We start from the raw sequence: 24,662 nt of genomic DNA, 5'->3' as shown, positions 1-24,662 counted from the left end.
GGAGGGCAAAATTTTGGCTGTAAAAAAAATCGTCACACACCCGGCGGAGGTTCTGGAAACACCCGCCGATGAAGTGACAGTGTTTGATAAAAAATTAAAAAAACTGCTTGACGATATGTACGATACGATGCTCGAAATGGATGGCGTCGGTCTCGCCGCGCCGCAAATCGGCATTTTAAAAAGAGCGGCCGTCGTGGACATCGGTGAAGAAAGCGGCCGGATCGACCTTGTAAATCCGGTTATTCTTGAAAAGAGCGGTGAACAGACCGGAGTCGAGGGCTGCTTAAGTTTTCCCGGGGTTTTCGGTGATGTCACCCGCCCGGATTACGTAAAGGTAAAAGCCCACGACCGTAAAGGAAAACCGTTTATTTTAGAAGCGGAGGGTTTTTTGGCCAGAGCCGTTCAGCATGAAATGGATCATTTAGACGGCATTTTATTCACATCAAAAATTACGGCTTACTACACTGAAGAAGAACTGGCAGAAATGGAAGGATGATTGGATGACAAGGATCGTTTTTATGGGAACGCCCGACTTTTCAGTTCCCGTCCTGCGCACGCTTATTGAAGACGGGTATGAAGTGGTTGGTGTCGTTACGCAGCCTGACCGCCCGAAAGGCAGAAAGAAAATCATGACGCCCCCTCCTGTAAAGGCTGAAGCTGAACGTCACGGCATTCCCGTGCTTCAGCCCGAAAAAGTAAGGCTCGAAGAAGAAATAGAAAAAGTGCTCAGCCTGAAGCCGGGCCTGATTGTTACGGCGGCATTCGGACAGATCCTGCCCAAGCAGCTGCTGGACGGCCCGACATACGGCTGTATCAACGTACACGCGTCACTATTGCCTGAATTAAGAGGCGGAGCGCCGATACATTATTCGATTCTCCAAGGCAAGAAGAAAACAGGCGTGACGATCATGTATATGGTTGAAAAGCTTGATGCGGGCGATATGATTTCTAAAATCGAAGTGGAAATTGATGAAACGGATAACGTCGGCACGCTGCACGACAAATTAAGCATAGCAGGGGCAAAGCTTTTGTCAGAGACCGTCCCGAACGTCATTTCTGGAAATATTAAACCGATCAAACAGGACGAATCAAAAGCGACTTACGCGCCTAACATTAAGCGTGAGCAGGAGCGGATTGATTGGGCAAAGCCCGGAGAAGAGATCTACAACCAGATCAGAGGTTTAAACCCTTGGCCTGTCGCCTATACAACTTTGAACGGTCAAACTATTAAAGTATGGGCTTCTGAAAAAGTTGCTGCAAAAACTGATGCTGCGCCCGGAACAGTCATCCGCACGGAGCAAAACGGCATTGTCGTCGCATCAGGAAACAGCACCGCCCTTTTAATCACTGAGCTGCAGCCGGCGGGAAAAAAACGGATGAAGGGCGAAGATTTTGCAAGAGGCAAAAATGTGCAGTCCGGTGACGTGTTAGGAGCAGCAAATGAAGAAAATTAATGTCCGGGAGCTCGCCCTTGAAGCGCTTGAGAAGCTTGAGCAAAATCAGGCATACAGCAACCTGCTTCTTACATCTGTTATCAAAACGAACACGCTCAGCGATCAGGACAGAGGACTGCTGACAGAGCTTGTCTACGGAACGCTGCAAAATAAAATCGCCTTAGACTATATGCTGAAGCCTTTTATCCGCAAGCCGAATAAGGTGAAGCCGTGGGTGATTCAGCTGCTTCGTCTGTCCGCGTATCAAATGGAGTATTTAGAAAAAATTCCGGATCGCGCCGCCATCCATGAAGCGGTTGAAATCGCCAAAAAACGCGGGCATAAGGGCATTGCGTCCTTTGTCAACGGCATTCTCCGCTCCCTGCAGCGTGAGGGGGCGCCGTCATTCGCTGAAATTGAAGACCCGGTTCTCCGTCTTTCTACAGAGACAAGCCATCCCGAATGGCTCGTAAAAGAGTGGGTCGAGGCGTACGGCTTTGAGGCGGCTGAAAAGATCTGCCGGATTCATCTCATTCCGCCGAAGCAGACGCTCCGTGTCAATCACATAAAGAGCGACAGGGAAACGGTGCTGAATGAGATGGAGAATGCCGGTCTGGAAGCGGAAGCCGGAGACCTTTCTCCTGATGCGATTAAGCTTTTGAAAGGAAGCATCGCGAACACGGCATTTTTCCAAAACGGCCGGGTATCCATACAGGATGAAAGCTCAATGCTTGTCGCGCGGGCGCTGGACCCGAAGCCGGGCGAAACCGTTTTAGATGCATGCGCCGCACCGGGCGGAAAGTCGGCTCACATTGCGGAACTGATGGAGAACGAGGGGAGCCTCACATCGCTTGATCTTCACCGCCATAAAGTGAAGCTGATTAAAGAGGGCGCAGAACGGCTCGGACTTACGATCATCGACGCGCAAACGATGGATGCGCGAAAAGCGGGAGAGGCCTTTGGAGCAGAACGGTTTGACCGTATTCTCGTTGATGCGCCTTGCTCAGGTTTCGGTGTCATCAGAAGAAAACCCGATATGAAATATACGAAGACGCCGGAGGACAGCAGACGGCTGTCAGAAATCCAGCTCGGCATTTTAAGGGAAATCGCCCCATTAGTAAAAAAAGGTGGCACACTCGTATACAGTACGTGTACAATGGATCGGACAGAAAATGAAGAAGTTATGCATGCGTTTATACAAGAACACCCTGAGTTTGAACCCGATTTGTCTCTTGAAAAGCGGCTGCCTGAAAAGGCGAGACCCTTTGTTCAGGATGGAAGCCTTCAAATTCTTCCGCATTATTTCGGAACAGACGGTTTCTTTATTAGCAGCATGAGAAAGAAGGGATAAAAAATGACACAATTAAAAAAGACAAGCGTACGGAAAGAGCTGCGGACTGAGCAGCCGTCCATTTACTCTTTTGAATTAGATGAAATCAAACAATGGCTGACCGAGAATGGCGAAAAGCCGTTCCGCGCAGCACAGATTTTTGAATGGCTCTATGAAAAGCGGGTTTCTTCATTTGATGAAATGACAAACCTCTCAAAAAGCCTGCGTGAAAAACTCGAGAGCAATTTTGTGCTGACAACGCTGAAAACGGCTGTAAAACAGACATCTCAAGACGGCACGATGAAATTTTTATTTGAGCTTCATGACGGTTATACGATTGAAACGGTTTTAATGAGACACGAGTATGGTAATTCTGTATGTGTAACGACACAGGTCGGCTGCCGGATCGGCTGCACATTTTGCGCGTCAACGCTCGGCGGTCTGAAACGGAATCTTGAAGCGGGAGAAATCGTCGCTCAAGTCGTGAAAGTGCAAAAGGCGCTTGATGAAACGGATGAACGCGTCAGCTCAGTCGTCATCATGGGAATCGGAGAGCCGTTTGATAATTTCAATGAAATGCTCGCTTTCTTAAAAATTATTAACCACGATAAAGGGCTGAACATCGGAGCGCGTCATATCACAGTTTCCACCAGCGGAATCATTCCGAAGATTTACGATTTCGCCGATCAAAAAATGCAGATCAATTTCGCGATTTCTCTGCATGCTCCGAATACGGAAATCAGAAGCCGTCTGATGCCGATTAACAAAGCCTATAAGCTTCCTGACCTTATGGAGGCCGTCAAATATTACATCGAGAAAACAGGCAGACGGATCAGCTTTGAATACGGGCTGTTCGGCGGCGTAAATGATCAGGTCGAACATGCAGAAGAGCTTGCAGAACTGTTAAAAGACGTGAAATGCCATGTCAATTTAATTCCGGTAAACTATGTGCCTGAACGGGATTACGTCCGTACACCGAGAGATCAGATTTTTGCATTCGAAAAAACGTTAAAATCCCGCGGTGTAAATGTCACGATCAGAAGAGAGCAAGGCCATGACATTGACGCGGCCTGCGGTCAGCTTCGCGCGAAGGAGCGTCAAGACGAGACGAGGTGAAGAGGTTGATTACAGCCTTGAAAACAGATACAGGTAAAGTCCGCCGGCATAATGAAGATGCGGCGGGCATTTTCACAAAAGAAGACGCGGTGCTTGCGGTTGTCGCCGACGGCATGGGCGGTCATCTTGCCGGAGATGTAGCGAGCAGGATGGCGGTTGCGGCGATGGAAGAGCAGTGGAACCGGACCGAAACGGTTCCTTCTCTGCCGTCCGCTTGCGAGGATTGGCTGAAAGACCGGATTCATGAGGCGAATGTCAAAGTACATGACCACGCTAAAGCGAATGAAGAATGCCGGGGAATGGGCACCACCATTGTCTGCGCCTTATTCACGGGGAAGTTTGTCACTGTGGCTCATATCGGAGACAGCCGGTGCTACCTGCTTCAAGAGGGGGAATTCACTCAGCTGACTGAGGACCATTCGCTTGTGAATGAGCTGGTCAAGACGGGGGAAATTTCGAAAGAGGACGCCGAGCACCATCCGCGGAAAAATGTATTGACGAGAGCGCTGGGGACAGATGAAACCATCAGCCCCGACGCCCGTTCTTTTGAACTGTCTGACGGCGATCAGCTGCTTTTATGCTCTGACGGACTGTCAAATAAAATAGAAGATCACGAGATCAAACAAATGCTTCAAGCCGAATCTGATCCTCAGGAAAAAGTAGACCTTCTCATCAGCAAAGCGAATCAAAACGGCGGCGAAGATAACATCACGGCTGTGTTGATTGAGTTTTCCGCAGATGAAAAAGAGGGTGAAGACAAGTGCTAACCGGCAAGCGGATCAGCGGGCGTTATCATATCCTCCGGCCCATTGGCGGCGGCGGAATGGCAAACGTTTTTTTAGCTGAGGACATCATTCTCGAACGTGAAGTCGCAATTAAAATTCTGCGGTTTGACTTTGTGAATGACATTGATTTTATCAGGCGTTTCAGAAGAGAAGCACAGTCGGCATCAAGCCTCGATCATCCGAATATCGTCAGTATTTACGATATCGGGGAGGAAGGCGATATTTATTACATTGTCATGGAATATGTGGAAGGCATGACATTAAAGGAATACATAACCGCACACGGACCGCTCCATCCGAAAGAAGCGCTGTCCGTTATGGAGCAGATCGTCTCGGCCATCGCCCATGCCCATCAAAACCATATCGTGCACCGGGATATTAAACCGCACAATATATTGATAGATCATTTAGGGCATATCAAGGTGACGGATTTCGGCATCGCCACAGCACTTACATCTACGACAATCACACATACGAATTCTGTGCTGGGCTCGGTTCATTATTTGTCTCCGGAGCAGGCGAGAGGCGGCCTGGCAACGAAAAAATCAGATATTTACGCGCTCGGCATCGTGCTGTTTGAGCTTTTAACAGGCAAAATCCCTTTTGACGGAGAATCAGCCGTCAGCATAGCGCTAAAGCACCTGCAAACAGAAACGCCTTCCGCCAGAAAGTGGAACCCTTCCATTCCGCAGAGCGTTGAAAACATTATTTTAAAGGCAACCGCTAAAGATCCGTTTCACCGCTATGAAAGCGCCGAAGACATGGAGGCGGACATCAGAACGGCTTTTGACGCCGGCAGGCTGAATGAACAAAAATTTTCCGTGCAGGATGATGAGGAAATGACAAAAGCCATTCCCGTTATTACTGACGGCGCAAAAGCCGCTCCTCAGGCGGAAACGCCGGGGGAGACGGATGATAAGGAACAGCAGCCAGCCAAAAAGAAAAAACGGAAATGGCCGTGGGTTTTGCTGGCCGTCTGTTTCATTTTCATTATGGCGGCTGTTCTTGCGGTCACCGTGTTCCCGTCTTTATTTATGCCTAAAGATGTAAGCGTCCCCGACGTACGGGGCATGAAGTACGAAAAAGCGGAAGCCCTGCTTGAAAAGAACGGGCTCCGGGCTGATCCTGATATAACGGACATTGAAGATGAAAAAATAGAAGAGGAATTAATGGTCAAAACGGACCCAAAAGCGGGGTCTACCGTTAAAGAAGGTTCTTCTGTAAAACTGTACAAAAGCATCGGAAAACCGAAAACCCAGCTGATCGACGTGAAAGGACGGCAGATCGGCGACGCAAAAAAAGCGCTGAAGGAAAAAGGCTTCAAACATGTTAATGTAAAAGAAGAAAACGATGACAGCGAGGCCGGCACCGTAATTGATCAGGACCCGTCAGCCGGCACCGATATGGTCGCAAGCGACGATGAAGTCAATCTAACGGTCAGCCTCGGCCCGGCGGACGTTACGCTGAGGGACTTAAAGACTTACAGCAAAGAAGCGGCTTCAGGGTATCTTGAAGATAACGGCCTGCAGCTTGTTGAAAAACAAGCCCATTCAGATGACGTGCCGGAAGGACAAGTCATGAAACAAGAGCCGTCAGCCGGCACTGCGGTTAAGCCGGGAAGTAATGTTGAAGTGACGTTCTCGCTCGGACCTGAAGAAAAACCGGCGAAAACGGTAAAAGAAAAAATCAGCATTCCTTACGAACCTGAACATGAAGGGGACGAGCTTGAAGTGCAAATCGCCATCGATGATAAGGACCACAGCATCTCTGATACGTATGACTCATTTAAAATAAAAGAGCCGACTGAAAAAACAATTGAACTGAAGATTGATCAGGGACAGAAGGGGTATTATCAAGTGATGGTCGATCATAAAGTGGTCAGCTACAAAACGATTGAATACCCGAAAGATAATGACTGACAAGGAGGGACCCTATGCCTGAGGGCAAAATTATAAAAGCGTTAAGCGGATTCTATTATGTCTTGGATGAATCACAGGACAAGATCATTCAATGCAGGGGCCGGGGCATTTTCAGAAAAAATAAAATAACGCCCCTGGTCGGCGATTATGCCGTTTATCAGGCTGAAAATGATAAAGAAGGCTACCTGCTGGAAATCAAAGAACGAACAAATGAGCTGATCAGGCCGCCGATTTCAAATGTCGATCAGGCCGTTCTCGTCTTTTCTGCCGTTCAGCCGGCGTTCAGCACGTCTTTATTGGACCGTTTTCTCGTCCTTGTGGAAGCCAACGGCATTCACCCGATCATCTGCATAACCAAAATGGACTTAGCTGCAGACGGGGAATCGAAAGAGGCGATACTTTCTTACGTGAAAGACTATCAGGCGATCGGTTATGACGTATATGTGACGTCATCAAAAGAAAACAGCGGCTTAACAGGCATTGTGAAACACTTCGAGAACAAAACGACGGTGTTTGCCGGTCAGTCGGGAGTCGGAAAATCTTCGCTTTTAAATGCGATCAGCCCGGAGCTTGAGCTGAAAACAAACGAGATTTCCGCGCATTTGGGACGCGGAAAACATACGACGCGCCATGTGGAGCTCATTCATACATCAGGCGGTCTGGTTGCGGATACTCCGGGGTTCAGTTCGCTTGAATTTACCGGCATTGAGGAAGAAGAGCTGGGCAGCACGTTCCCTGAGATCAGAGAAATAAGCGCCTCTTGCAAATTCAGAGGCTGTCTGCATCTTAAAGAACCGAAATGCGCGGTAAAGCAAGCGGTGGAAGAAGGAGAGATTCAGCCGTACCGCTATGAGCATTACAAAGAATTTATGCAGGAAATAAAAGAGAGAAAGCCGAGGTATTAATATGATTAAGGTTGCGCCATCAATTCTTTCCGCCGATTTTGCTTCACTGGGCGAGGAAATTAAAGACGTGGAAAAAGGAGGGGCGGACTATATCCATATTGATGTCATGGATGGCCATTTCGTCCCTAACATTACAATCGGGCCGCTTATCGTTGAAGCCGTCCGTCCGGTGACTGATCTGCCGCTGGATGTCCATCTTATGATTGAAAACCCGGACCGCTACATCCCGGCATTCGCAAAAGCCGGTGCGGACATCCTTTCCGTTCACGCTGAAGCGTGTCCGCATCTTCACCGGACTATTCAATTGATAAAAGAGCAAGGGGTAAAAGCGGGAGTTGTGCTTAATCCGCATACGCCCGTCCAAATGATTGAACATGTGATCGAGGAGCTTGACCTTGTGCTGTTAATGACGGTTAACCCCGGTTTTGGCGGACAGCGCTTCATTCATTCGGTTCTGCCGAAAATCCGTCAGGTCAAACAGCTGGCTGAGGAGAAAGGCCTGTCTGAGCTTTTAATCGAGGTGGACGGAGGCGTTAATAAAGAAACAGCCCCTTTATGCGCTGAAGCGGGCGCCAATCTGCTTGTTGCCGGGTCTGCCGTATATAATCAGCCGGATCGGAAAAAAGCCATCGCCGACATCCGAAACGCATCATAAACATGCTGAAAAAGAGCCCGGTGAAAGCCGCCGGCTCTTTTCGCGTCTAAGAGAGAGGATAGCATATGAAGACAATCAATATCGTTGCGGGCGGCCCGCGGGAGCTTATTCCCGATCTATCCGAATACACAGACGGAGATACGACGTGGGTCGGAGTTGATAAAGGGACGGTTGCTCTTTTGGAGGCCGGAATCATTCCGCAGGAAGCTTTCGGTGATTTTGACAGCATTACGGAAGAGGAGCTCATGCAGATTCAAAAAGCGGCGCCGGCCCTCCATGTGTATCAGGCGGAAAAAGATTATACCGATCTTGAACTCGCTCTTGACTGGGCTTTACAAAAAGAACCGGAAAACATTCGGGTATTCGGTGTGACGGGCGGAAGAGCCGATCACTTTTTAGGGAACATCCAGCTGCTGTATAAAGCCTTACATAAGCATACCGATGTCGAGCTGATCGACCGGCAGAATGACATTCAGATGTTCGGGCCCGGCCGTTATACAATTGAAAAAAAAGCGCGCAGACGCTATATTTCTTTCATTCCGTTTACGGAAGCGGCAGACGGCCTGACACTCGACGGTTTTAAATATCCCCTTGATAATTGTCATATTCCTCTGGGTTCCACACTATGTATTAGTAACGAACTCATTCATTCACGAGGTACTTTTTCGTTTGCAAAAGGCATATTAATAATGGTAAGGAGCGCGGATTAGAAAAGCGGCTTCTGCCATATGCGGAAAAAACCATGAATCCTAAAGTGATGAACGCAGCGGATACGGGACTTATAGGAGGGGACAAAATGAAATTTTATACCATTAAATTGCCGAAGTTTTTAGGAGGAATTGTCCGGGCGATGCTGGGCTCATTTAGAAAAGAGTAAGCCCAAGAAGCTGAAATTGCCCTCTTTGAACGCATAAAAAACGCCTGCCGCATAAAAGGGCAGGCGTTCATTTTTGCTTATACACGCTCAACTTTACCGGATTTTAAAGCCCGGGCAGATACATACACTTTTTTAGGTTTGCCGTCAACGAGGATGCGGACCTTTTGAAGGTTGGCGCCCCAAGTACGCTTAGAAGCGTTCATTGCGTGAGAACGGTTGTTTCCGGCTTTTGTTTTTTTACCTGTAATAAAACATTTACGTGCCATTTGTTTCCCTCCTAACTGCGCGAAACATCTTTTTAAACATAGTGTCTCAGATGCTTTCGTTATACAATACTTTAAATAATTTACCACAGCTAAAAACCGTTTGCAACTATTGTTTCCCTTACTTTCAAGAAAAATCACTTGACATGTAAAACCAATCACATTTCCGCGCTGAAGGCCGCTGTCTGTATCTTTTCTTTTCATAATGGGATACATATAGTAGAATAATGATAACTCTATGCATCTGAAGGAGGAACCTGTGTGTCCATTGAAATGAAGACAAAATACGGACAGATTGATATATCCAACGAAGTCATCGCAATGGTTGCCGGAGGCGCTGCCATTGACTGTTACGGAATAGTGGGGATGGCCTCAAAAAACCAGATTAAAGACGGTTTGTCTGAAATCCTCCGGAGAGAGAACTTCGCAAAAGGCGTACATGTCCGTCAGGAAGCCGAACAAATACATATCGACATGTACATTATTGTCAGCTACGGCACTAAAATATCCGAAGTAGCCCACAATGTTCAGACGAAGGTAAAATACACAGTAAATCAAACAATCGGACTTGCAGTTGATTCTGTAAATATTTATGTCCAAGGCGTACGAGTAACGAACCCGTAGTGAGGAGGATGAGTATTGTCTAGACGAAACTTAGATGGGAGAGCTTTTGCGGCAATGATTCTGGCGGGGGCTGAGACATTGTCTCAAAATGCATCCGCGGTGGATGCGCTGAACGTGTTTCCCGTGCCTGACGGCGATACCGGAACAAATATGAATTTATCGATGTCATCCGGTGCAAGAGAGGTAGAGCACATTGACTCACCCGACATCGGCAAAGTCGGCATCGCCCTGTCAAAAGGCCTGCTTATGGGAGCGAGAGGAAACTCAGGGGTGATCTTGTCCCAATTGTTCAGAGGTTTCACAAAGAGCATTGAAAACAAAAACCAAATAGATGCCCGAGAGTTTGCCGCAGCACTCCAAGCGGGAGTGGATATGGCATATAAGGCGGTTATGAAACCGGTTGAAGGAACGATTTTAACCGTGGCCAAGGATGCGGCTAAAAAAGCGGTCGCCTCGGCCAAAGAAGAAACCGATATTATTTCGGTCATGGAGGCCGTTATTGAAGAAGCGGAAGCGTCGCTCAACCGCACGCCGGATCTGCTTCCTGTTTTAAAGGACGTCGGTGTCGTTGACAGCGGCGGAAAAGGTCTGCTTTGTGTATATGAAGGCTTTTTGGCTGCTTTAAAAGGAGAGGCCGTACCGAAAAAAGCGGTTCTTCCGGCACTCGATGATATGGTGAATGCCGAGCATCATAAAAGCGCGCAGAGCATGCTGAGTACAGAAGACATTGAATTCGGATTTTGTACGGAAGTGATGGTGAGGCTGGATCAAGATAAACGGACGTTCAAGGAAGAGGCGTTCAGAAACGAACTGAGCCGTTTCGGCGATTCATTGCTGGTCGTGGCTGATGATACGCTGGCGAAAGTTCATATTCATGCCGAAGAACCAGGGAACGTACTCAATCTCGCACAGCGTTACGGCGATTTGATTAAAATTAAAATTGAAAACATGAGGGAACAGCATACTTCAATCATCAGCCAAGAACATGATGAAAAAAAGCCGGCCGGCGTTATGAAAGAAGCCCGCAAGCCTTTTGGCATCGTGACTGTGGCAATGGGAGAGGGCATTTCTGAATTGTTTACGAGCATCGGCGCTTCACACGTAATCGAAGGCGGCCAGACAATGAATCCGAGCACGGAAGATATTGTTGAAGCCGTTCAGTCTGTCAATGCGGAGACGGTTTTCATTCTTCCGAACAATTCCAATATTGTGATGGCTGCCAATCAGGCGGCGAGCGTGGCTGAAGAAAATGTCATTGTCATTCCGGCAAAAACGGTCCCTCAAGGCATGACCGCCCTGCTTGCGTTTAACCCTGACCAGCCGGCTGATGTAAATGAAGCCAATATGCTTGAGGCCATCCGGAATGTGAAAAGCGGCCAGGTGACATATTCAGTCAGAGACACCCATATTGACGGCAAAGATATTAAAAAAGGTGATTTTATCGGCATTTTAAACAGTTCAATTATCGGCAGCGCCGAAGATCGGATAAGTGCGGCGAAATTGCTGCTGGATGAAATGATCGGGGAAGAAGATGAAATCGTCACCATCCTGTACGGAGAGGACGCGCCGGAAGAAGAAGCTGAGAAACTCGCTGAGTATATTGCTAGCGTCTGTGAAGATATCGAGGTTGAAATCCATAACGGCAGACAGCCTCTGTATCCATATATATTTGCGGCAGAATAGAAGGGCTTATCAGGCCCTTCTATTCTTATGCCTTTATTTACCTGCGGCAGTGCGGCAGTGTGCCTGCTTGCCAATTGAGAAATGTTCAATTAGTCTAAAGAAAAGCGCTGAATGAAGTGATGTTAAGGAGGAGCAAACCAGCATGAAGTATAGAAGCGTTTTTGATATTATCGGCCCGGTCATGATCGGTCCGTCCAGTTCACATACCGCAGGCGCCGCCCGGATCGGCAGAGTGGCCAGAAGCTTATTCAGGCGGGAGCCCCGCCGGATCGTTGTGTCTTTTTACGGATCATTTGCAGAAACGTATAAGGGTCACGGCACTGATGTCGCGATTATCGGCGGCCTGCTTGATTTTGATACATTTGATGAACGGATTAAAACAGCGATTCAAATTGCGGAAGAGAAGGGCATATATGTAGAGTTCCGTACAGAGGATGCCGTGCCCGTTCATCCGAATACGGCGCGTATCGTCATTTCTGATGATGAGGGAGAGCTTGCCCTTACCGGTATTTCCATCGGCGGCGGAAAAATAGAAATCACGGAGCTCAACGGCTTTGAGCTGCGACTTTCCGGAAACCACCCGGCTATTTTAGTCGTTCATAATGATAAATTCGGCACGATTGCAGGCGTTGCCAATGTGCTTGCGAAATTCTCCATCAACGTCGGGCATATGGAAGTGGCGCGTAAGGACGTCGGCCAGCTTGCGCTGATGACGATTGAGGTCGATCAGAATATTGAAGAAGAAGTGCTTGACGAACTTTCAACACTTCCTAATATTATACAGGTTACTAAGATAGCTGACTAAAAAGTCAGGAGGAAAATGACATGTTTCGTAATGTAAAAGAATTAATAGAAATCACTCAAGAAAAACAAATTCCGATTTCGGAAGTGATGATCACCCAAGAGATGGAAGTGACGCAAAAAACACGGGAAGAAATCTTTCAAGGAATGGAGCGCAATCTCTCCGTCATGGAAGCAGCTGTTGAAAAAGGGCTGAAGGGCGTCACGAGTCAGACCGGTTTAACAGGCGGAGATGCCGTGAAACTTCAGGCATACATCCAATCGGGAAGAAGCCTGTCGGGCAATCTGATTTTAGACGCCGTTTCTAAAGCTGTGGCGACAAATGAAGTCAATGCGGCGATGGGAACGATCTGCGCTACACCGACCGCCGGCTCTGCCGGGGTTGTGCCGGGAACGTTATTCGCCGTAAAGCATAAGCTGAACCCTACGACAGAACAAATGATCCGTTTTCTGTTTACAGCCGGCGCGTTCGGTTTTGTCGTAGCAAATAATGCGAGTATTTCAGGAGCGGCAGGAGGCTGTCAGGCGGAAGTCGGGTCAGCATCAGGCATGGCAGCGGCTGCGATTGTGGAAATGGCGGGCGGAACGCCTCAGCAATCAGCGGAAGCAATGGCGATTACACTGAAAAATATGCTCGGTCTCGTATGTGACCCGGTCGCCGGATTGGTAGAAGTGCCGTGTGTCAAACGAAACGCAATGGGAGCATCCAACGCGATGATCGCGGCGGATATGGCGCTGGCCGGGATTACAAGCCGCATTCCTTGCGATGAGGTGATTGACGCGATGTACAAAATCGGCCAGACGATGCCGACAGCACTGCGTGAAACGGGACAAGGCGGTTTAGCTGCGACACCGACGGGAAGAGAATTAGAGAAAAAAATTTTCGGAGGAGCGCTGAAATCAAGTGACACACCATCAGCAAACTAGTATAGCGGAAATTAAGGGCATTGGGCCGGAAACAGAAAAAACATTGCACGAACTTGGTATCTATGACATTTCTGATCTTCTGAATTATTTCCCTTACCGTTATGACGACTATGAGCTGAGGGATTTAGAAGAAGTAAAACATGAAGAAAGAGTGACGGTAGAAGGGAAGGTTCATTCAGAACCTTCTCTTACCTATTACGGCAAAAAACGAAACAGGCTGACATTCAGGGTGCTTGTCGGCAATTATTTAATTACCGCGGTCTGCTTTAACCGTCCCTACTTAAAAAAGAAACTGACGTTAGGTTCTATCGTCACGATATCCGGGAAATGGGATAAACACAGACAGACCGTTTCCGTGCAGGAATTAAAAACTGGTCCTCATCAAGAAGATAAAAGCATTGAGCCTGTTTATTCCGTTAAAGAAAACGTCACCGTAAAAATGATGAGACGGTTTATTAAGGAAGCGCTGCAGCATCATTTGGACAGTGCAGCCGATCCGCTTCCTGAAAAATTGAGAATCCGCTATAAGCTGCCTGATTACAAACATGCCCTGCAGACGATGCATCAGCCTGAAACGAGGGAATCGTTACAGCAGGCAAGACGCCGGTTTGTTTACGAGGAATTCTTATTATTTCAGCTGAAAATGCAGGCGTTCCGTAAAGCGGAAAGGGAACAGTCAAAAGGCATCAGCCATGTGTTTCCTGCTGAAAAGCTCGCCGCTTTCACAGACAGCCTGCCGTTTTCACTCACGACCGCACAGACGCGCGTGCTTCGGGAAATTACCGCTGATATGACATCCCCTTACCGAATGAACCGTCTGCTGCAAGGTGATGTCGGTTCAGGGAAAACAGCCGTCGCCGCCATCGCTTTGTACGCTGCGATTCTGTCGGGGTATCAGGGGGCATTAATGGTGCCGACTGAAATTCTGGCCGAACAGCATGCAGATTCTCTCGTATCGTTGTTTGCAAATGAAGATGTAAATATCGCGCTTTTGACGAGTTCTGTAAAAGGAAAGCGGCGCAGGGAGCTTTTGGAGCGGCTTGCTCTCGGAGAGATTGATATTTTAGTAGGGACCCATGCTTTAATCCAGGATGAAGTGGAATTCAAAGCGCTGAGTCTTGTTATTACGGACGAGCAGCACCGGTTCGGGGTCGAACAGCGCAAAAAACTCAAGAATAAAGGTCAGGATCCGGATGTGCTGTTTATGACAGCCACCCCGATACCGAGAACGTTGGCCATTACCGTCTTCGGAGAAATGGATGTTTCCGTGATAGATGAAATGCCCGCGGGGCGAAAACAAATCGAAACGTATTGGGTGAAACACGACATGCTGGAGCGGATTTTGGCTTTTATAGAAAAAGAGCTGAAGCAGGGAAGGCAAGCCTATATTATCTGCCCGCTCATTGAAGAGTCGGATAAACTGGATGTACAGAATGCGATTGACGTATATAACATGCTGTCTGACGTATACCGGGGTAAATGGAATGTCGGCCTGATGCACGGGAAGCTCCATTCTGATGAAAAAGATCAGGTGATGAGAGAATTCAGCGCCAATCAATGTCAGGTACTTGTGTCAACAACCGTCGTAGAAGTCGGGGTGAACGTGCCGAATGCGACGATTATGGTCATCTATGACGCCGACCGTTTCGGATTATCTCAGCTCCATCAGCTCCGCGGCCGGGTCGGGCGGGGAGACCACCAATCTTTCTGCATCTTGATGGCCGATCCGAAATCCGAAACCGGGAAGGAACGGATGAGAATCATGTCAGAGACAAACGACGGCTTTGAGCTGTCTGAAAAGGACCTTGAACTGCGCGGCCCCGGTGATTTCTTCGGAAAAAAACAGAGCGGTATGCCCGAGTTCAAGGTGGCGGATATGGTTCATGACTACAGAGCTTTGGAAACGGCCCGCCAGGATGCGGTCAACCTGGTGTCTTCAGAGGCTTTTTGGAAAGATGACGAATACCGCATGCTGCGCGGTCAATTACTTTCAAGCGGCGTCCTAGAAGGGGAGAAATTAAGCTGATTCTGTAAAATTCGGCGGCTTTCAAAAAACAATCATTGCATTCCAATCTATGAGATTATATACTACTATTAGTACCTAGTCTTAATTGTCCGGATGGTGTTTACAGATGAGAAGAAGCAAGAAAGAACGCCAAAAATTATTGCAGCAGACGATCAAATCGACACCCTTCATCACAGATGAAGAATTAGCGGGGAAATTCGGCGTCAGCATTCAGACGATCCGTTTAGACCGCTTAGAGCTCTCAATACCGGAGCTGAGGGAAAGAATTAAAAACGTGGCAGAACAAACGCTTGATGATGAAGTGAAATCATTGTCTTTAGACGAAGTGATCGGTGAAATCATTGATCTGGAGCTTGACGGCCAGGCCATTTCCATATTAGAAGTAAGACGCGAACATGTCTTCAGCCGCAATCAAATTGCGCGGGGGCATCATTTGTTTGCGCAGGCGAACTCACTCGCCGTAGCCGTCATTGATGATGAGCTGGCGCTGACCGCAAGCGCAAATATCCGCTTTACAAGACAGGTGAAAGAAGGCGAGCGCGTCGTTGCGAAAGCCAAAGTGACGGCAGTCGAAAAAGAAAAAGGCAGAACGGTAGTTGAAGTCAACAGCTATGTGGGAGAAGAAGTCGTGTTCTCCGGCAGCTTTGACATGTACCGTTCAAAACAATCATAAAGGTGGAGCATGCATGAGAATAGCTGTAGATGCAATGGGAGGCGACAACGCACCCAAAGCTGTTATTGACGGAGTAATGAAGAGTATTGAGGCATTTGACGATCTTCATATTACGCTGGTCGGTGACAAGACAACAATAGAATCACACTTGCCAACAACATCAGACCGCATCACTGTGTTGCACGCCGATGAAGTGATTGAACCGACGGATGAACCGGTCCGCGCCGTACGCAGAAAGAAAAACTCTTCTATGGTGCTGATGGCGCAGGAAGTGGCTGAAAACAGAGCGGACGCCTGCATCTCAGCGGGGAATACAGGCGCACTCATGACAGCGGGACTGTTTATTGTCGGCAGAATTAAAGGAATCGACCGGCCTGCGCTTGCGCCGACGCTTCCGACCGTTTCAGGCGACGGTTTCCTTCTTTTGGACGTGGGAGCCAATGTCGATGCCAAACCGGAGCATCTCGTCCAGTACGGAATTATGGGATCTGTATATGCCCGGCAGGTTCTCGGAATCAGCTCGCCCCGCGTCGGCTTGTTAAATGTCGGCACGGAAGAAAAGAAAGGAAACGACCTGACAAAAAAGACGTTTGAATTATTAAAAGAAACAAACGTGAATTTTGTCGGAAACGTTGAGGCGAGAGACTTGCTCGAAGGCGCTGCTGACGTCATCGTCACAGACGGCTTTACGGGCAACGTCACGTTGAAAACATTGGAAGGTTCAGCGTTATCGATTTTCAAAATGCTGAAAGATACACTGACTTCAAGTTTTGTTTCTAAGCTCGCAGCGGGAGTGCTGAAGCCGAAGCTGATGGAAATGAAACTGAAAATGGACTATTCTGAGTACGGCGGGGCGAGTCTTTTCGGTTTGAAAGCGCCCGTCATTAAAGCGCACGGCTCTTCTGACGCACGCGCTGTTTACCATGCGCTGCGCCAGGCGAGAGAAATGGTCAGCCAAAACGTGGCCGCATTTATAGAAGAAGAAGTAAAAGAAGAAAAAACAGATGAGTAGTCTGGAGGTTACCGCATCATGAGTAAGATTGCATTTTTATTTCCCGGACAGGGATCACAATATATCGGTATGGGAAAAGACCTGTACGAACGCGAAGAAACGTCAAAACGTATTTTTGATGAAGCGGATGAAACGCTTGAAACAAAGCTGAGCTCGCTCATTTTTGAAGGTGACGCTGAAGAATTGACCCTTACATACAATGCGCAGCCCGCGCTGTTGACAACGAGCATCGCCGTATTGGAAAAGTTTAAAGAATCAGGCATCACCCCTGATTTCACCGCCGGCCACAGCCTCGGAGAATATTCGGCGCTTGTTGCGGCGGGAGCGATGACATTTAAAGATGCCGTTTACACGGTAAGAAAACGGGGAGAATTCATGAATGAAGCCGTGCCGGCCGGAGAAGGCGCCATGGCAGCTATTCTCGGAATGGATGCGGAGTCCTTGAAAAAGGTGACGGATCAAGTGACGGAAAACGGTCATCTCGTACAGCTTGCAAACCTGAACTGCCCCGGCCAGATCGTCATTTCCGGAACGGCAAAAGGCGTGGAGCTGGCTTCAGAGGAAGCGAAAAACAACGGAGCAAAACGGGCGATCCCATTAGAAGTAAGCGGACCGTTCCATTCTGAATTAATGAAGCCGGCAGCGCAAAAACTCGAGGAGGTGCTCAGCGCCTGTGAGTTGAAAAATGCGGCTGTTCCCGTGATTTCAAACGTTTCGGCTGACGTTATGACAGAAAAAGACGATATCAAGAAAAAACTGATCGAACAGCTGTATTCGCCTGTTCGCTTTGAAGAAACCATTAACAAACTGATTGACGAAGGCGTCACGACGTTTGTTGAAATCGGGCCCGGAAAAGTGCTTTCAGGCCTTGTGAAAAAAGTGAACCGCCGCCTTAAAACAATCGCGGTTTCTGACCATGAAACCATCGAACTGGCGATTCAAACGCTGAAGGAGGAGAATCAGGATGCTTAATGAAAAAACAGCAGTGGTAACGGGGGCGTCCCGCGGAATCGGGCGGGCGATCGCGCTTGATCTTGCGAAAAACGGCTGTAACGTAGTAGTCAACTACTCCGGGAATGAAGCGAAAGCGAACGAAGTCGTAGATGAGATCAAATCTTTGGGCCGAAACGCGATCGCGGTAAAAGCCGATGTATCAAATTCCGAAGAAGTACAAAACATGATGAAAGAGGCTGTCGCTGCATTTTCTTCAATCGACATTCTCGTGAACAATGCGGGGATCACCAAAGACAATCTTCTGATGAGAATGAAAGAAAATGAATGGGATGATGTCATCAACATTAACTTAAAAGGTGTATTCAACTGCACGAAAGCCGTTACAAGACAGATGATGAAACAGCGCTCCGGCCGGATTATCAACGTATCATCAATCGTCGGCGTCAGCGGAAACCCCGGCCAGGCAAACTATGTGGCGGCAAAAGCCGGAGTAATCGGCTTAACGAAGTCATCAGCCAAAGAGCTTGCGAGCCGAAATATTACGGTCAATGCCATTGCTCCGGGCTTTATTTCCACGGATATGACGGACAAGCTTTCTAAAGAAGTCCAAGATGAAATGCTGAAGCAGATTCCGCTCGCGCGTTTCGGTGATCCTTCCGATATCAGCAGCGTTGTTACGTTCCTTGCTTCTGAAGGATCGCGTTATATGACGGGCCAAACCCTTCATATTGACGGCGGAATGGTGATGTAAAGATTTGTTTTTAAAATTTCATCCTAGTTTCTCTAGTTTTTTAAAAACGAATCCTCTATAATACTTGAGGGGAGGTGAATTGCTATGGCAGATACATTAGAGCGTGTAACGAAAATCATCGTAGACCGCCTTGGCGTTGATGAAGCTGACGTCAAACTTGAAGCTTCTTTCAAGGAAGACTTAGGTGCTGATTCCCTAGATGTAGTTGAGCTTGTTATGGAACTTGAAGATGAGTTTGATATGGAGATTTCTGACGAAGATGCTGAAAAGATCGCAACAGTCGGCGACGCTGTGAACTACATACAAAACCAGCAATAAGCTGATGCTAAAAGTCCCGCCTGACAGCGGGGCTTTAGCCCTTTAATCGTTCGGTTACCGGCGTCTGACGCTGTACGCGCTGCCGATTCCGTTTACGGCGGGGAGCGCGGTGAACCTGATGTGCCTATGGAGGTTACTATGTCAAAACACTCACATTTTAAAGATAAAAAAAAGTTCTATAAAAAAATAGAGCAATTTAAAGAGTTCCAAGAACGGATTTCGGTTCATTTTCAAAACGAGAAACTTTTGTATCAAGCATTTACACATTCATCTTATGTGAATGAGCATCGGAAAAAGCCGTATGAAGACAACGAAAGGCTTGAATTTTTAGGTGACGCTGTTTTGGAACTGACGATCTCCCAATTCTTATTTGCCAAATATCCGGCCATGAGTGAAGGAGATTTGACGAAGCTGAGAGCCGCTATCGTATGCGAGCCGTCACTCGTCTCACTTGCCCACGAATTGTCATTCGGCGATCTTGTTCTCTTGGGAAAAGGAGAAGAAATGACGGGCGGCAGAAAGCGTCCTGCGCTTTTAGCGGATGTGTTTGAAGCGTTTATCGGCGCACTGTATCTGGATCAGGGCCTTGAGCCGGTTCAGCAATTCCTGAAAGAGTACGTGTTCCCTAAAATAAACGATGGTGCTTTTTCTCATGTGATGGATTTCAAAAGCCAGCTTCAAGAATTTGTACAGCGGGACGGAAAAGGATCGCTTGAGTACAAAATTCTCAATGAAAAAGGGCCTGCCCACAACCGGGAATTCGAGGCGCTGGTCTCTCTTAAAGGTGAGGCGCTCGGCATCGGGAACGGACGTTCCAAAAAAGAAGCCGAGCAGCATGCGGCACAGGAAGCTCTTGCAAAATTGCAAAAACATCATACGAAACAATAAAATCCCCCTGTATCCCTAGGGGGATTTCAGTATGTCTGCGCCTGATATAAGCGGGTGATTATGATAATATTGAGATACTTATACGATAAGGAGGATCTGGGATGTTCCTCAAACGTTTAGACGTTATAGGATTTAAATCATTTGCAGAACGGATATCCGTTGACTTTGTAAAAGGCGTCACGGCCGTTGTCGGTCCGAACGGCAGCGGAAAGAGCAACATTACCGAAGCCATCCGCTGGGTGCTCGGCGAACAATCGGCACGCTCGCTTCGGGGCGGAAAAATGGAAGATATCATTTTTGCGGGAAGTGATTCGCGCAAGCGGCTGAACCTTGCCGAAGTCACGTTAACGCTTGATAATGAAGATCAATTTCTCCCGATCGATTATCATGAAGTCAGCGTGACGAGACGGGTGTATCGTTCCGGAGAAAGTGAATTTCTCATCAACAATCAGCAGTGCCGCCTGAAAGACATCATTGACTTATTTATGGACTCCGGGCTCGGAAAAGAAGCATTCTCTATTATCAGCCAGGGAAAAGTCGAAGAGATTCTCAGTAGCAAAGCGGAAGACCGCCGCAGTATTTTCGAAGAAGCTGCCGGCGTGCTGAAATATAAAACAAGAAAGAAAAAAGCGGAAAACAAACTGTTTGAGACGCAGGATAACTTAAACAGGGTGGAAGATATTCTCCACGAGCTTGAAGATCAGGTTGAACCGCTGAAAATCCAGGCATCAATCGCCAAAGACTACTTAGAAAAAAAGAAAGAGCTTGAGCATGTCGAAATCGCCCTTACCGCCTTTGACATCGAACAACTGCATGGCAGATGGTCGGGTTTAAAAGACAAGGTGCAGGCTGCTAAAGAAGAAGAATTGGCGGAATCATCGGCTCTGTCCGCAAAAGAAGCGATGATAGAAGAGACGAGAGATAAAATCCACGCGCTTGATGAATCCGTCAACGAACTGCAGCAGGTTCTGCTCGTGACAAGTGAAGAGCTGGAAAAGCTGGAAGGCCGGAAAGAAGTGCTGAAAGAGCGTAAAAAAAACGCCGCGCAAAACCGGGAACAGCTAGAGGAATCCGTTACACATTACACGAACAAAGAAGCCGAACTGAAAGCGGACATTGAAAAGCAGTCTGCCGTCTATGATAAACTTCGTGCGGAAGTGAAGCGGTTAAACGCCCAGGTGAAAGAAAAGCAGCAGGCTCTCAGTCTGCATAATGAAAATGTAGAAGAGAAAATCGAACAATTAAAAAGCGATTACTTTGAATTGTTAAACAGCCAGGCGTCGATTCGCAACGAGCTGCAGCTTTTAGATGATCAGATGTCCCAATCTGCGGTCCAGCAGGCGAGACTGACCGCAAACAATGAAAAATACCTTGAAGAACGTAACGATATTGCAGTCCGCAAAGCGGCGTGCGAAGAAGAATTGGCCGCCGTTGAAGAGGATATTCACAATCAGGTCGTCCGCTTTCGCGAAGTCCAGACAGCATATGAACAGAAAAAACGCCAGTATGAAAAGAAAGAATCAGCGCTGTATCAGGCATATCAATTCGTCCAGCAGGCCAGATCCAAAAAAGATATGCTTGAAACGATGCAAGGCGATTTTTCAGGATTTTACCAAGGCGTAAAAGAAGTGCTGAAGCAGAAAGAGCAGCTTGGCGGCATCCGCGGCGCCGTTCTCGAACTGATTGCCACCGAACAAAAATATGAGACGGCGATCGAGATTGCACTCGGCGCAGCGGCGCAGCACGTTGTCACAGACGATGAGCAGGCGGCGCGGAAAGCGATTCAATATTTAAAACAGAATTCCTTCGGCCGCGCGACGTTCCTGCCGCTTACGGTTATGAAACCGCGCCAGCTCCAAACCCGTGATGAACAGACGGCTTCAAAGCATCCGTCTTTCCTCGGCACAGCGAGCGGGCTTGTCACATATGATGCGGCGTATCGGAATGTCATTCAAAACCTTCTCGGCACCGTGCTGATCACTGAAGATTTAAAAGGCGCGAATGAACTGGCCAAGCTTCTCGGGCACCGCTACCGCATCGTGACGCTTGAGGGCGATGTCGTCAATCCAGGCGGATCAATGACAGGGGGCGCGGTCAAAAAGAAAAACAATTCTCTGCTCGGCAGAAGCCGCGAGCTTGAGACGGTGACTGCGCGGCTTGCCGAAATGGAAGAAAAAACAGCTCTGCTCGAAAAAGAGGTCAAAGCGCTGAAGCAGGCCATTCAAGAGCTTGAACATACGCTGAGCGGCCTCCGTGAAGACGGTGAAGCTTTCAGAACAAAGCAGCAGGATGTAAAAGGCAGGCTGTATGAACTCGAAGTTGCTGAAAAGAACATCAATACCCATCTGGAGCTTTACGATCAGGAGAAAGCATCACTGACGGAAAGCAGCCGGGAAAAAGAGACGCGCAAATCAGCTCTGGAAGAACAGCTGAGTGAGGCATCCGGCCAGCTGAAAGAGCTTGAGGAAGAGATGGAAAGGCTGACAAAACAAAAGCAGACCCTATCCTCAACAAAAGAAACGCTCTCTCATGAACTGACGGAATGTAAAGTGGCCGCTGCGAAAAAAGAACAGGCGTGCTCGAGTGAGGAAGACAATCTCAAAAGGCTGAAAAAAGAGCTTGAAGAAACGCAGCTCGCTCTGAAAGAAACACGGGAAGATTTAAGCCTCCTGACCTCAGAGATGACGTCCAGCACAAGCGGAGAGGAGCAGCTTGAAGAAGCAGCCCATCATAAGCTTCACGATAAAACGAGAACGATCGAATTGATCGCCAGCCGGCGCGACCAGCGTGTGAAGCTCCAGCGGGCGCTTGATACGAACGAGCTTGAGCTGAAAGAGATGAAGCGTCTGTACAAGCAAAAAACGGACATTCTGAAAGATGAAGAGGTAAAACTCGGCCGGATGGAAGTTGAGCTTGATAATCTCTTGCAATATTTACGCGAGGAGTACAGCTTATCCTTTGAAGGGGCAAAAGAACAATATCAGCTTGAACTCGAGCCTGAAGAGGCGAGAAAACGAGTCAAACTGATCAAGCTTTCAATTGAAGAGCTCGGAACGGTCAATCTCGGCAGCATCGATGAGTTTGAAAGAGTAAACGAACGGTATCAGTTTTTAACAGAGCAGAAAAATGACCTGACGGAAGCGAAAAACACACTGTTTCAAGTCATTGAAGAAATGGATTCTGAAATGACGAAGCGATTCCATGAAACGTTTATCCAGATCCGTTCTCAATTCAACGATGTGTTCCGTTCTTTATTCGGAGGAGGACGGGCTGAACTGAAGCTGACTGATCCGAATGATCTTCTTAATTCCGGGGTGGACATTATCGCGCAGCCTCCGGGCAAAAAACTGCAAAACTTAAATCTTTTGTCAGGGGGAGAACGGGCGCTGACTGCCATTGCCCTTTTATTCTCTATTCTGAAAGTAAGGCCCGTGCCGTTCTGCGTCCTTGATGAAGTGGAAGCTGCGCTTGATGAAGCCAATGTATTCAGGTTTGCGCAATATTTAAAAAAATACAGCGGCGACAGCCAGTTTATCGTCATCACCCACAGAAAAGGCACCATGGAAGAAGCGGATGTCCTCTACGGTGTTACGATGCAGGAATCCGGCGTTTCCCGAATGGTTTCGGTCAAACTGGAAGAAACAAAAGAATTCGTTCAGTAACGAGGAAAGAGGTTGAAAGATGAGCTTTTTTAAAAAATTAAAAGAGAAAATCACGAAACAGACAGACTCCGTCTCTGAAAAATTTAAAGATGGTCTTGAAAAAACAAGAAATTCCTTCTCAAATAAAGTGAACGAACTCGTCTCCCGCTACCGGAAAGTCGACGAGGATTTCTTCGAGGAGCTTGAGGAAGTGCTGATTGGCGCTGACGTAGGTTTTACAACCGTCATGGAGCTGATTGATGAGCTCAAAAAAGAAGTGAAGCTGAAAAATATCCAGGACCCTCAGGAAGTGCAGTCCGTCATTTCTGAAAAGCTTGTCGACATTTATAACAGCGGTGACGAACAGATTTCTGAATTAAATATTCAGGACGGGCGCCTGAACGTTATTCTGCTTGTCGGGGTAAACGGCGTCGGAAAAACGACAACGATCGGAAAGCTTGCCCATAAGCTGAAGAATGAAGGCAAATCGGTTGTGCTCGCTGCCGGAGACACCTTCAGAGCCGGGGCGATTGAACAGCTTGAAGTGTGGGGAGAGCGTACAGGCGTGCCTGTCATTAAGCAGGCTGCCGGAAGCGACCCTGCGGCGGTTATTTATGATGCCGTACACGCGGCTAAAGCAAGAGGAGCGGATGTGCTGATTTGTGATACGGCCGGCCGCCTTCAGAATAAAGTTAACTTAATGAAAGAGCTTGAAAAGGTCAAACGCGTCATCGAACGCGAAGTGCCTGAGGCTCCGCATGAGGTTCTCCTCGCGCTTGACGCGACGACAGGTCAGAATGCGATGGCGCAGGCGAAAGAATTCTCCAAAGCGACGAATGTGACGGGTATCGCATTAACGAAGCTTGACGGCACCGCAAAAGGCGGTATCGTCCTGGCGATCCGCAATGAGCTTCACATCCCCGTGAAACTGGTCGGCCTTGGAGAAAAGGTTGACGATCTCCAGCGGTTTGATGCAGAATCTTACGTATACGGTCTCTTTTCGGATTTAGTTGAAAAAGCCGAGGATTAATGAATAAAAAACGAGTATAAAATGGACGGTTTTATACTCGTTTTTTTATAC

General features: G+C 47.9%; 24 protein-coding genes. 23 read left to right on the top strand and 1 reads right to left on the bottom strand.

Annotation, left to right across the window (positions count from 1 at the left end):
- Positions 1-13 precede the first annotated feature (13 nt).
- From def to spoVM, 10 genes are all read left to right on the top strand, one after another.
- Positions 14-496 (top strand): peptide deformylase, encoded by a 483-nt coding sequence (gene def / locus OWN49_RS01435; protein WP_003154343.1) that lies wholly within the window; start codon positions 14-16, stop codon positions 494-496.
- A 4-nt stretch (positions 497-500) separates the two neighbouring features.
- Positions 501-1,454, top strand: coding sequence for a methionyl-tRNA formyltransferase (gene fmt, locus OWN49_RS01430; protein WP_077722186.1), 954 nt, complete (start codon positions 501-503; stop codon positions 1,452-1,454).
- On the top strand, positions 1,441-2,784 hold the full coding sequence (rsmB, locus tag OWN49_RS01425; protein WP_003154341.1) for a 16S rRNA (cytosine(967)-C(5))-methyltransferase RsmB: 1,344 nt from the start codon (positions 1,441-1,443) through the stop codon (positions 2,782-2,784). Before fmt ends, rsmB begins: the two co-directional genes overlap by 14 nt.
- Before the next feature lie 3 nt (positions 2,785-2,787).
- Positions 2,788-3,879 carry a 23S rRNA (adenine(2503)-C(2))-methyltransferase RlmN gene (rlmN, locus tag OWN49_RS01420; RefSeq protein WP_003154339.1) on the top strand — a complete coding sequence of 364 codons (1,092 nt, stop codon included), beginning with the start codon at positions 2,788-2,790 and terminating at the stop codon, positions 3,877-3,879.
- A 5-nt stretch (positions 3,880-3,884) separates the two neighbouring features.
- Positions 3,885-4,646, top strand: a complete 762-nt coding sequence (locus OWN49_RS01415; RefSeq protein WP_071391846.1) for a Stp1/IreP family PP2C-type Ser/Thr phosphatase — start codon at positions 3,885-3,887, stop codon at positions 4,644-4,646.
- Complete coding sequence (gene pknB / locus OWN49_RS01410; protein ID WP_077722187.1) at positions 4,640-6,583, top strand: Stk1 family PASTA domain-containing Ser/Thr kinase; 1,944 nt, start codon at positions 4,640-4,642, stop codon at positions 6,581-6,583. Before OWN49_RS01415 ends, pknB begins: the two co-directional genes overlap by 7 nt.
- 14 nt (positions 6,584-6,597) lie before the next feature.
- Positions 6,598-7,488, top strand: coding sequence for a ribosome small subunit-dependent GTPase A (rsgA, locus tag OWN49_RS01405; protein ID WP_007409752.1), 891 nt, complete (start codon positions 6,598-6,600; stop codon positions 7,486-7,488).
- A 1-nt stretch (position 7,489) separates the two neighbouring features.
- The gene (gene rpe, locus OWN49_RS01400; RefSeq protein ID WP_003154331.1) at positions 7,490-8,143 is read left to right on the top strand and encodes a ribulose-phosphate 3-epimerase; all 654 of its coding nucleotides are present in this window, start codon (positions 7,490-7,492) and stop codon (positions 8,141-8,143) included.
- A 65-nt stretch (positions 8,144-8,208) separates the two neighbouring features.
- Positions 8,209-8,853 carry a thiamine diphosphokinase gene (locus tag OWN49_RS01395; protein ID WP_031378749.1) on the top strand — a complete coding sequence of 215 codons (645 nt, stop codon included), beginning with the start codon at positions 8,209-8,211 and terminating at the stop codon, positions 8,851-8,853.
- 86 nt (positions 8,854-8,939) lie between these two features.
- The gene (gene spoVM / locus OWN49_RS01390) at positions 8,940-9,020 is read left to right on the top strand and encodes a stage V sporulation protein SpoVM (RefSeq protein WP_003154329.1); all 81 of its coding nucleotides are present in this window, start codon (positions 8,940-8,942) and stop codon (positions 9,018-9,020) included.
- Positions 9,021-9,097: 77 nt separating this feature from the next.
- Here spoVM and rpmB read toward each other — a convergent pair whose 3' ends face one another.
- A complete protein-coding gene (gene rpmB, locus OWN49_RS01385; protein WP_003154328.1) occupies positions 9,098-9,286 on the bottom strand; it encodes a 50S ribosomal protein L28 in 189 nt (62 codons plus the stop codon).
- A 258-nt stretch (positions 9,287-9,544) separates the two neighbouring features.
- Between rpmB and OWN49_RS01380 the strand changes: the two genes are divergently transcribed.
- The 13 genes from OWN49_RS01380 (at position 9,545) to ftsY (ending at position 24,611) form a co-directional block, all read left to right on the top strand.
- The gene (locus OWN49_RS01380) at positions 9,545-9,907 is read left to right on the top strand and encodes an Asp23/Gls24 family envelope stress response protein (RefSeq protein WP_003154327.1); all 363 of its coding nucleotides are present in this window, start codon (positions 9,545-9,547) and stop codon (positions 9,905-9,907) included.
- Positions 9,908-9,922: 15 nt separating this feature from the next.
- Positions 9,923-11,590 carry a DAK2 domain-containing protein gene (locus OWN49_RS01375; protein ID WP_070081813.1) on the top strand — a complete coding sequence of 556 codons (1,668 nt, stop codon included), beginning with the start codon at positions 9,923-9,925 and terminating at the stop codon, positions 11,588-11,590.
- Between the two features lie 142 nt (positions 11,591-11,732).
- A complete protein-coding gene (gene sdaAB / locus OWN49_RS01370) occupies positions 11,733-12,395 on the top strand; it encodes an L-serine ammonia-lyase, iron-sulfur-dependent subunit beta (RefSeq protein ID WP_003154325.1) in 663 nt (220 codons plus the stop codon).
- 20 nt (positions 12,396-12,415) lie between these two features.
- Entirely contained in the window at positions 12,416-13,318 is a 903-nt protein-coding gene (sdaAA, locus tag OWN49_RS01365) for an L-serine ammonia-lyase, iron-sulfur-dependent, subunit alpha (RefSeq protein WP_003154324.1), read from the top strand.
- The gene (gene recG, locus OWN49_RS01360) at positions 13,296-15,344 is read left to right on the top strand and encodes an ATP-dependent DNA helicase RecG (RefSeq protein ID WP_176283315.1); all 2,049 of its coding nucleotides are present in this window, start codon (positions 13,296-13,298) and stop codon (positions 15,342-15,344) included. The genes sdaAA and recG overlap by 23 nt, the downstream gene beginning before the upstream one ends.
- Positions 15,345-15,450: 106 nt before the next feature.
- Entirely contained in the window at positions 15,451-16,017 is a 567-nt protein-coding gene (gene fapR, locus OWN49_RS01355) for a transcription factor FapR (RefSeq protein WP_003154320.1), read from the top strand.
- Between the two features lie 13 nt (positions 16,018-16,030).
- Positions 16,031-17,029, top strand: a complete 999-nt coding sequence (gene plsX / locus OWN49_RS01350) for a phosphate acyltransferase PlsX (protein WP_003154319.1) — start codon at positions 16,031-16,033, stop codon at positions 17,027-17,029.
- Positions 17,030-17,047: 18 nt separating this feature from the next.
- Entirely contained in the window at positions 17,048-18,001 is a 954-nt protein-coding gene (gene fabD, locus OWN49_RS01345; RefSeq protein WP_077722189.1) for an ACP S-malonyltransferase, read from the top strand.
- The gene (gene fabG, locus OWN49_RS01340) at positions 17,994-18,734 is read left to right on the top strand and encodes a 3-oxoacyl-[acyl-carrier-protein] reductase (RefSeq protein WP_003154312.1); all 741 of its coding nucleotides are present in this window, start codon (positions 17,994-17,996) and stop codon (positions 18,732-18,734) included. The genes fabD and fabG overlap by 8 nt, the downstream gene beginning before the upstream one ends.
- An 84-nt stretch (positions 18,735-18,818) precedes the next feature.
- On the top strand, positions 18,819-19,052 hold the full coding sequence (acpP, locus tag OWN49_RS01335; protein WP_003154310.1) for an acyl carrier protein: 234 nt from the start codon (positions 18,819-18,821) through the stop codon (positions 19,050-19,052).
- A gap of 138 nt (positions 19,053-19,190) precedes the next feature.
- Positions 19,191-19,940: a ribonuclease III gene (gene rncS, locus OWN49_RS01330; RefSeq protein ID WP_003154303.1), complete on the top strand. Its 750-nt coding sequence runs from the start codon at positions 19,191-19,193 to the stop codon at positions 19,938-19,940.
- Between the two features lie 101 nt (positions 19,941-20,041).
- Complete coding sequence (smc, locus tag OWN49_RS01325) at positions 20,042-23,602, top strand: chromosome segregation protein SMC (protein WP_070081815.1); 3,561 nt, start codon at positions 20,042-20,044, stop codon at positions 23,600-23,602.
- A 19-nt stretch (positions 23,603-23,621) separates the two neighbouring features.
- On the top strand, positions 23,622-24,611 hold the full coding sequence (gene ftsY, locus OWN49_RS01320) for a signal recognition particle-docking protein FtsY (RefSeq protein WP_003154301.1): 990 nt from the start codon (positions 23,622-23,624) through the stop codon (positions 24,609-24,611).
- Positions 24,612-24,662: the final 51 nt, after the last annotated feature.

Source organism: Bacillus sp. NEAU-242-2 (assembly GCF_027853835.1).
In the GTDB taxonomy this organism is placed as follows: Bacteria; Bacillota; Bacilli; order Bacillales; family Bacillaceae; genus Bacillus; species Bacillus velezensis.
The sequence above is the reverse complement of the archived record's forward strand: the minus strand, read 5'-3'. Positions and strand labels throughout refer to the sequence as shown.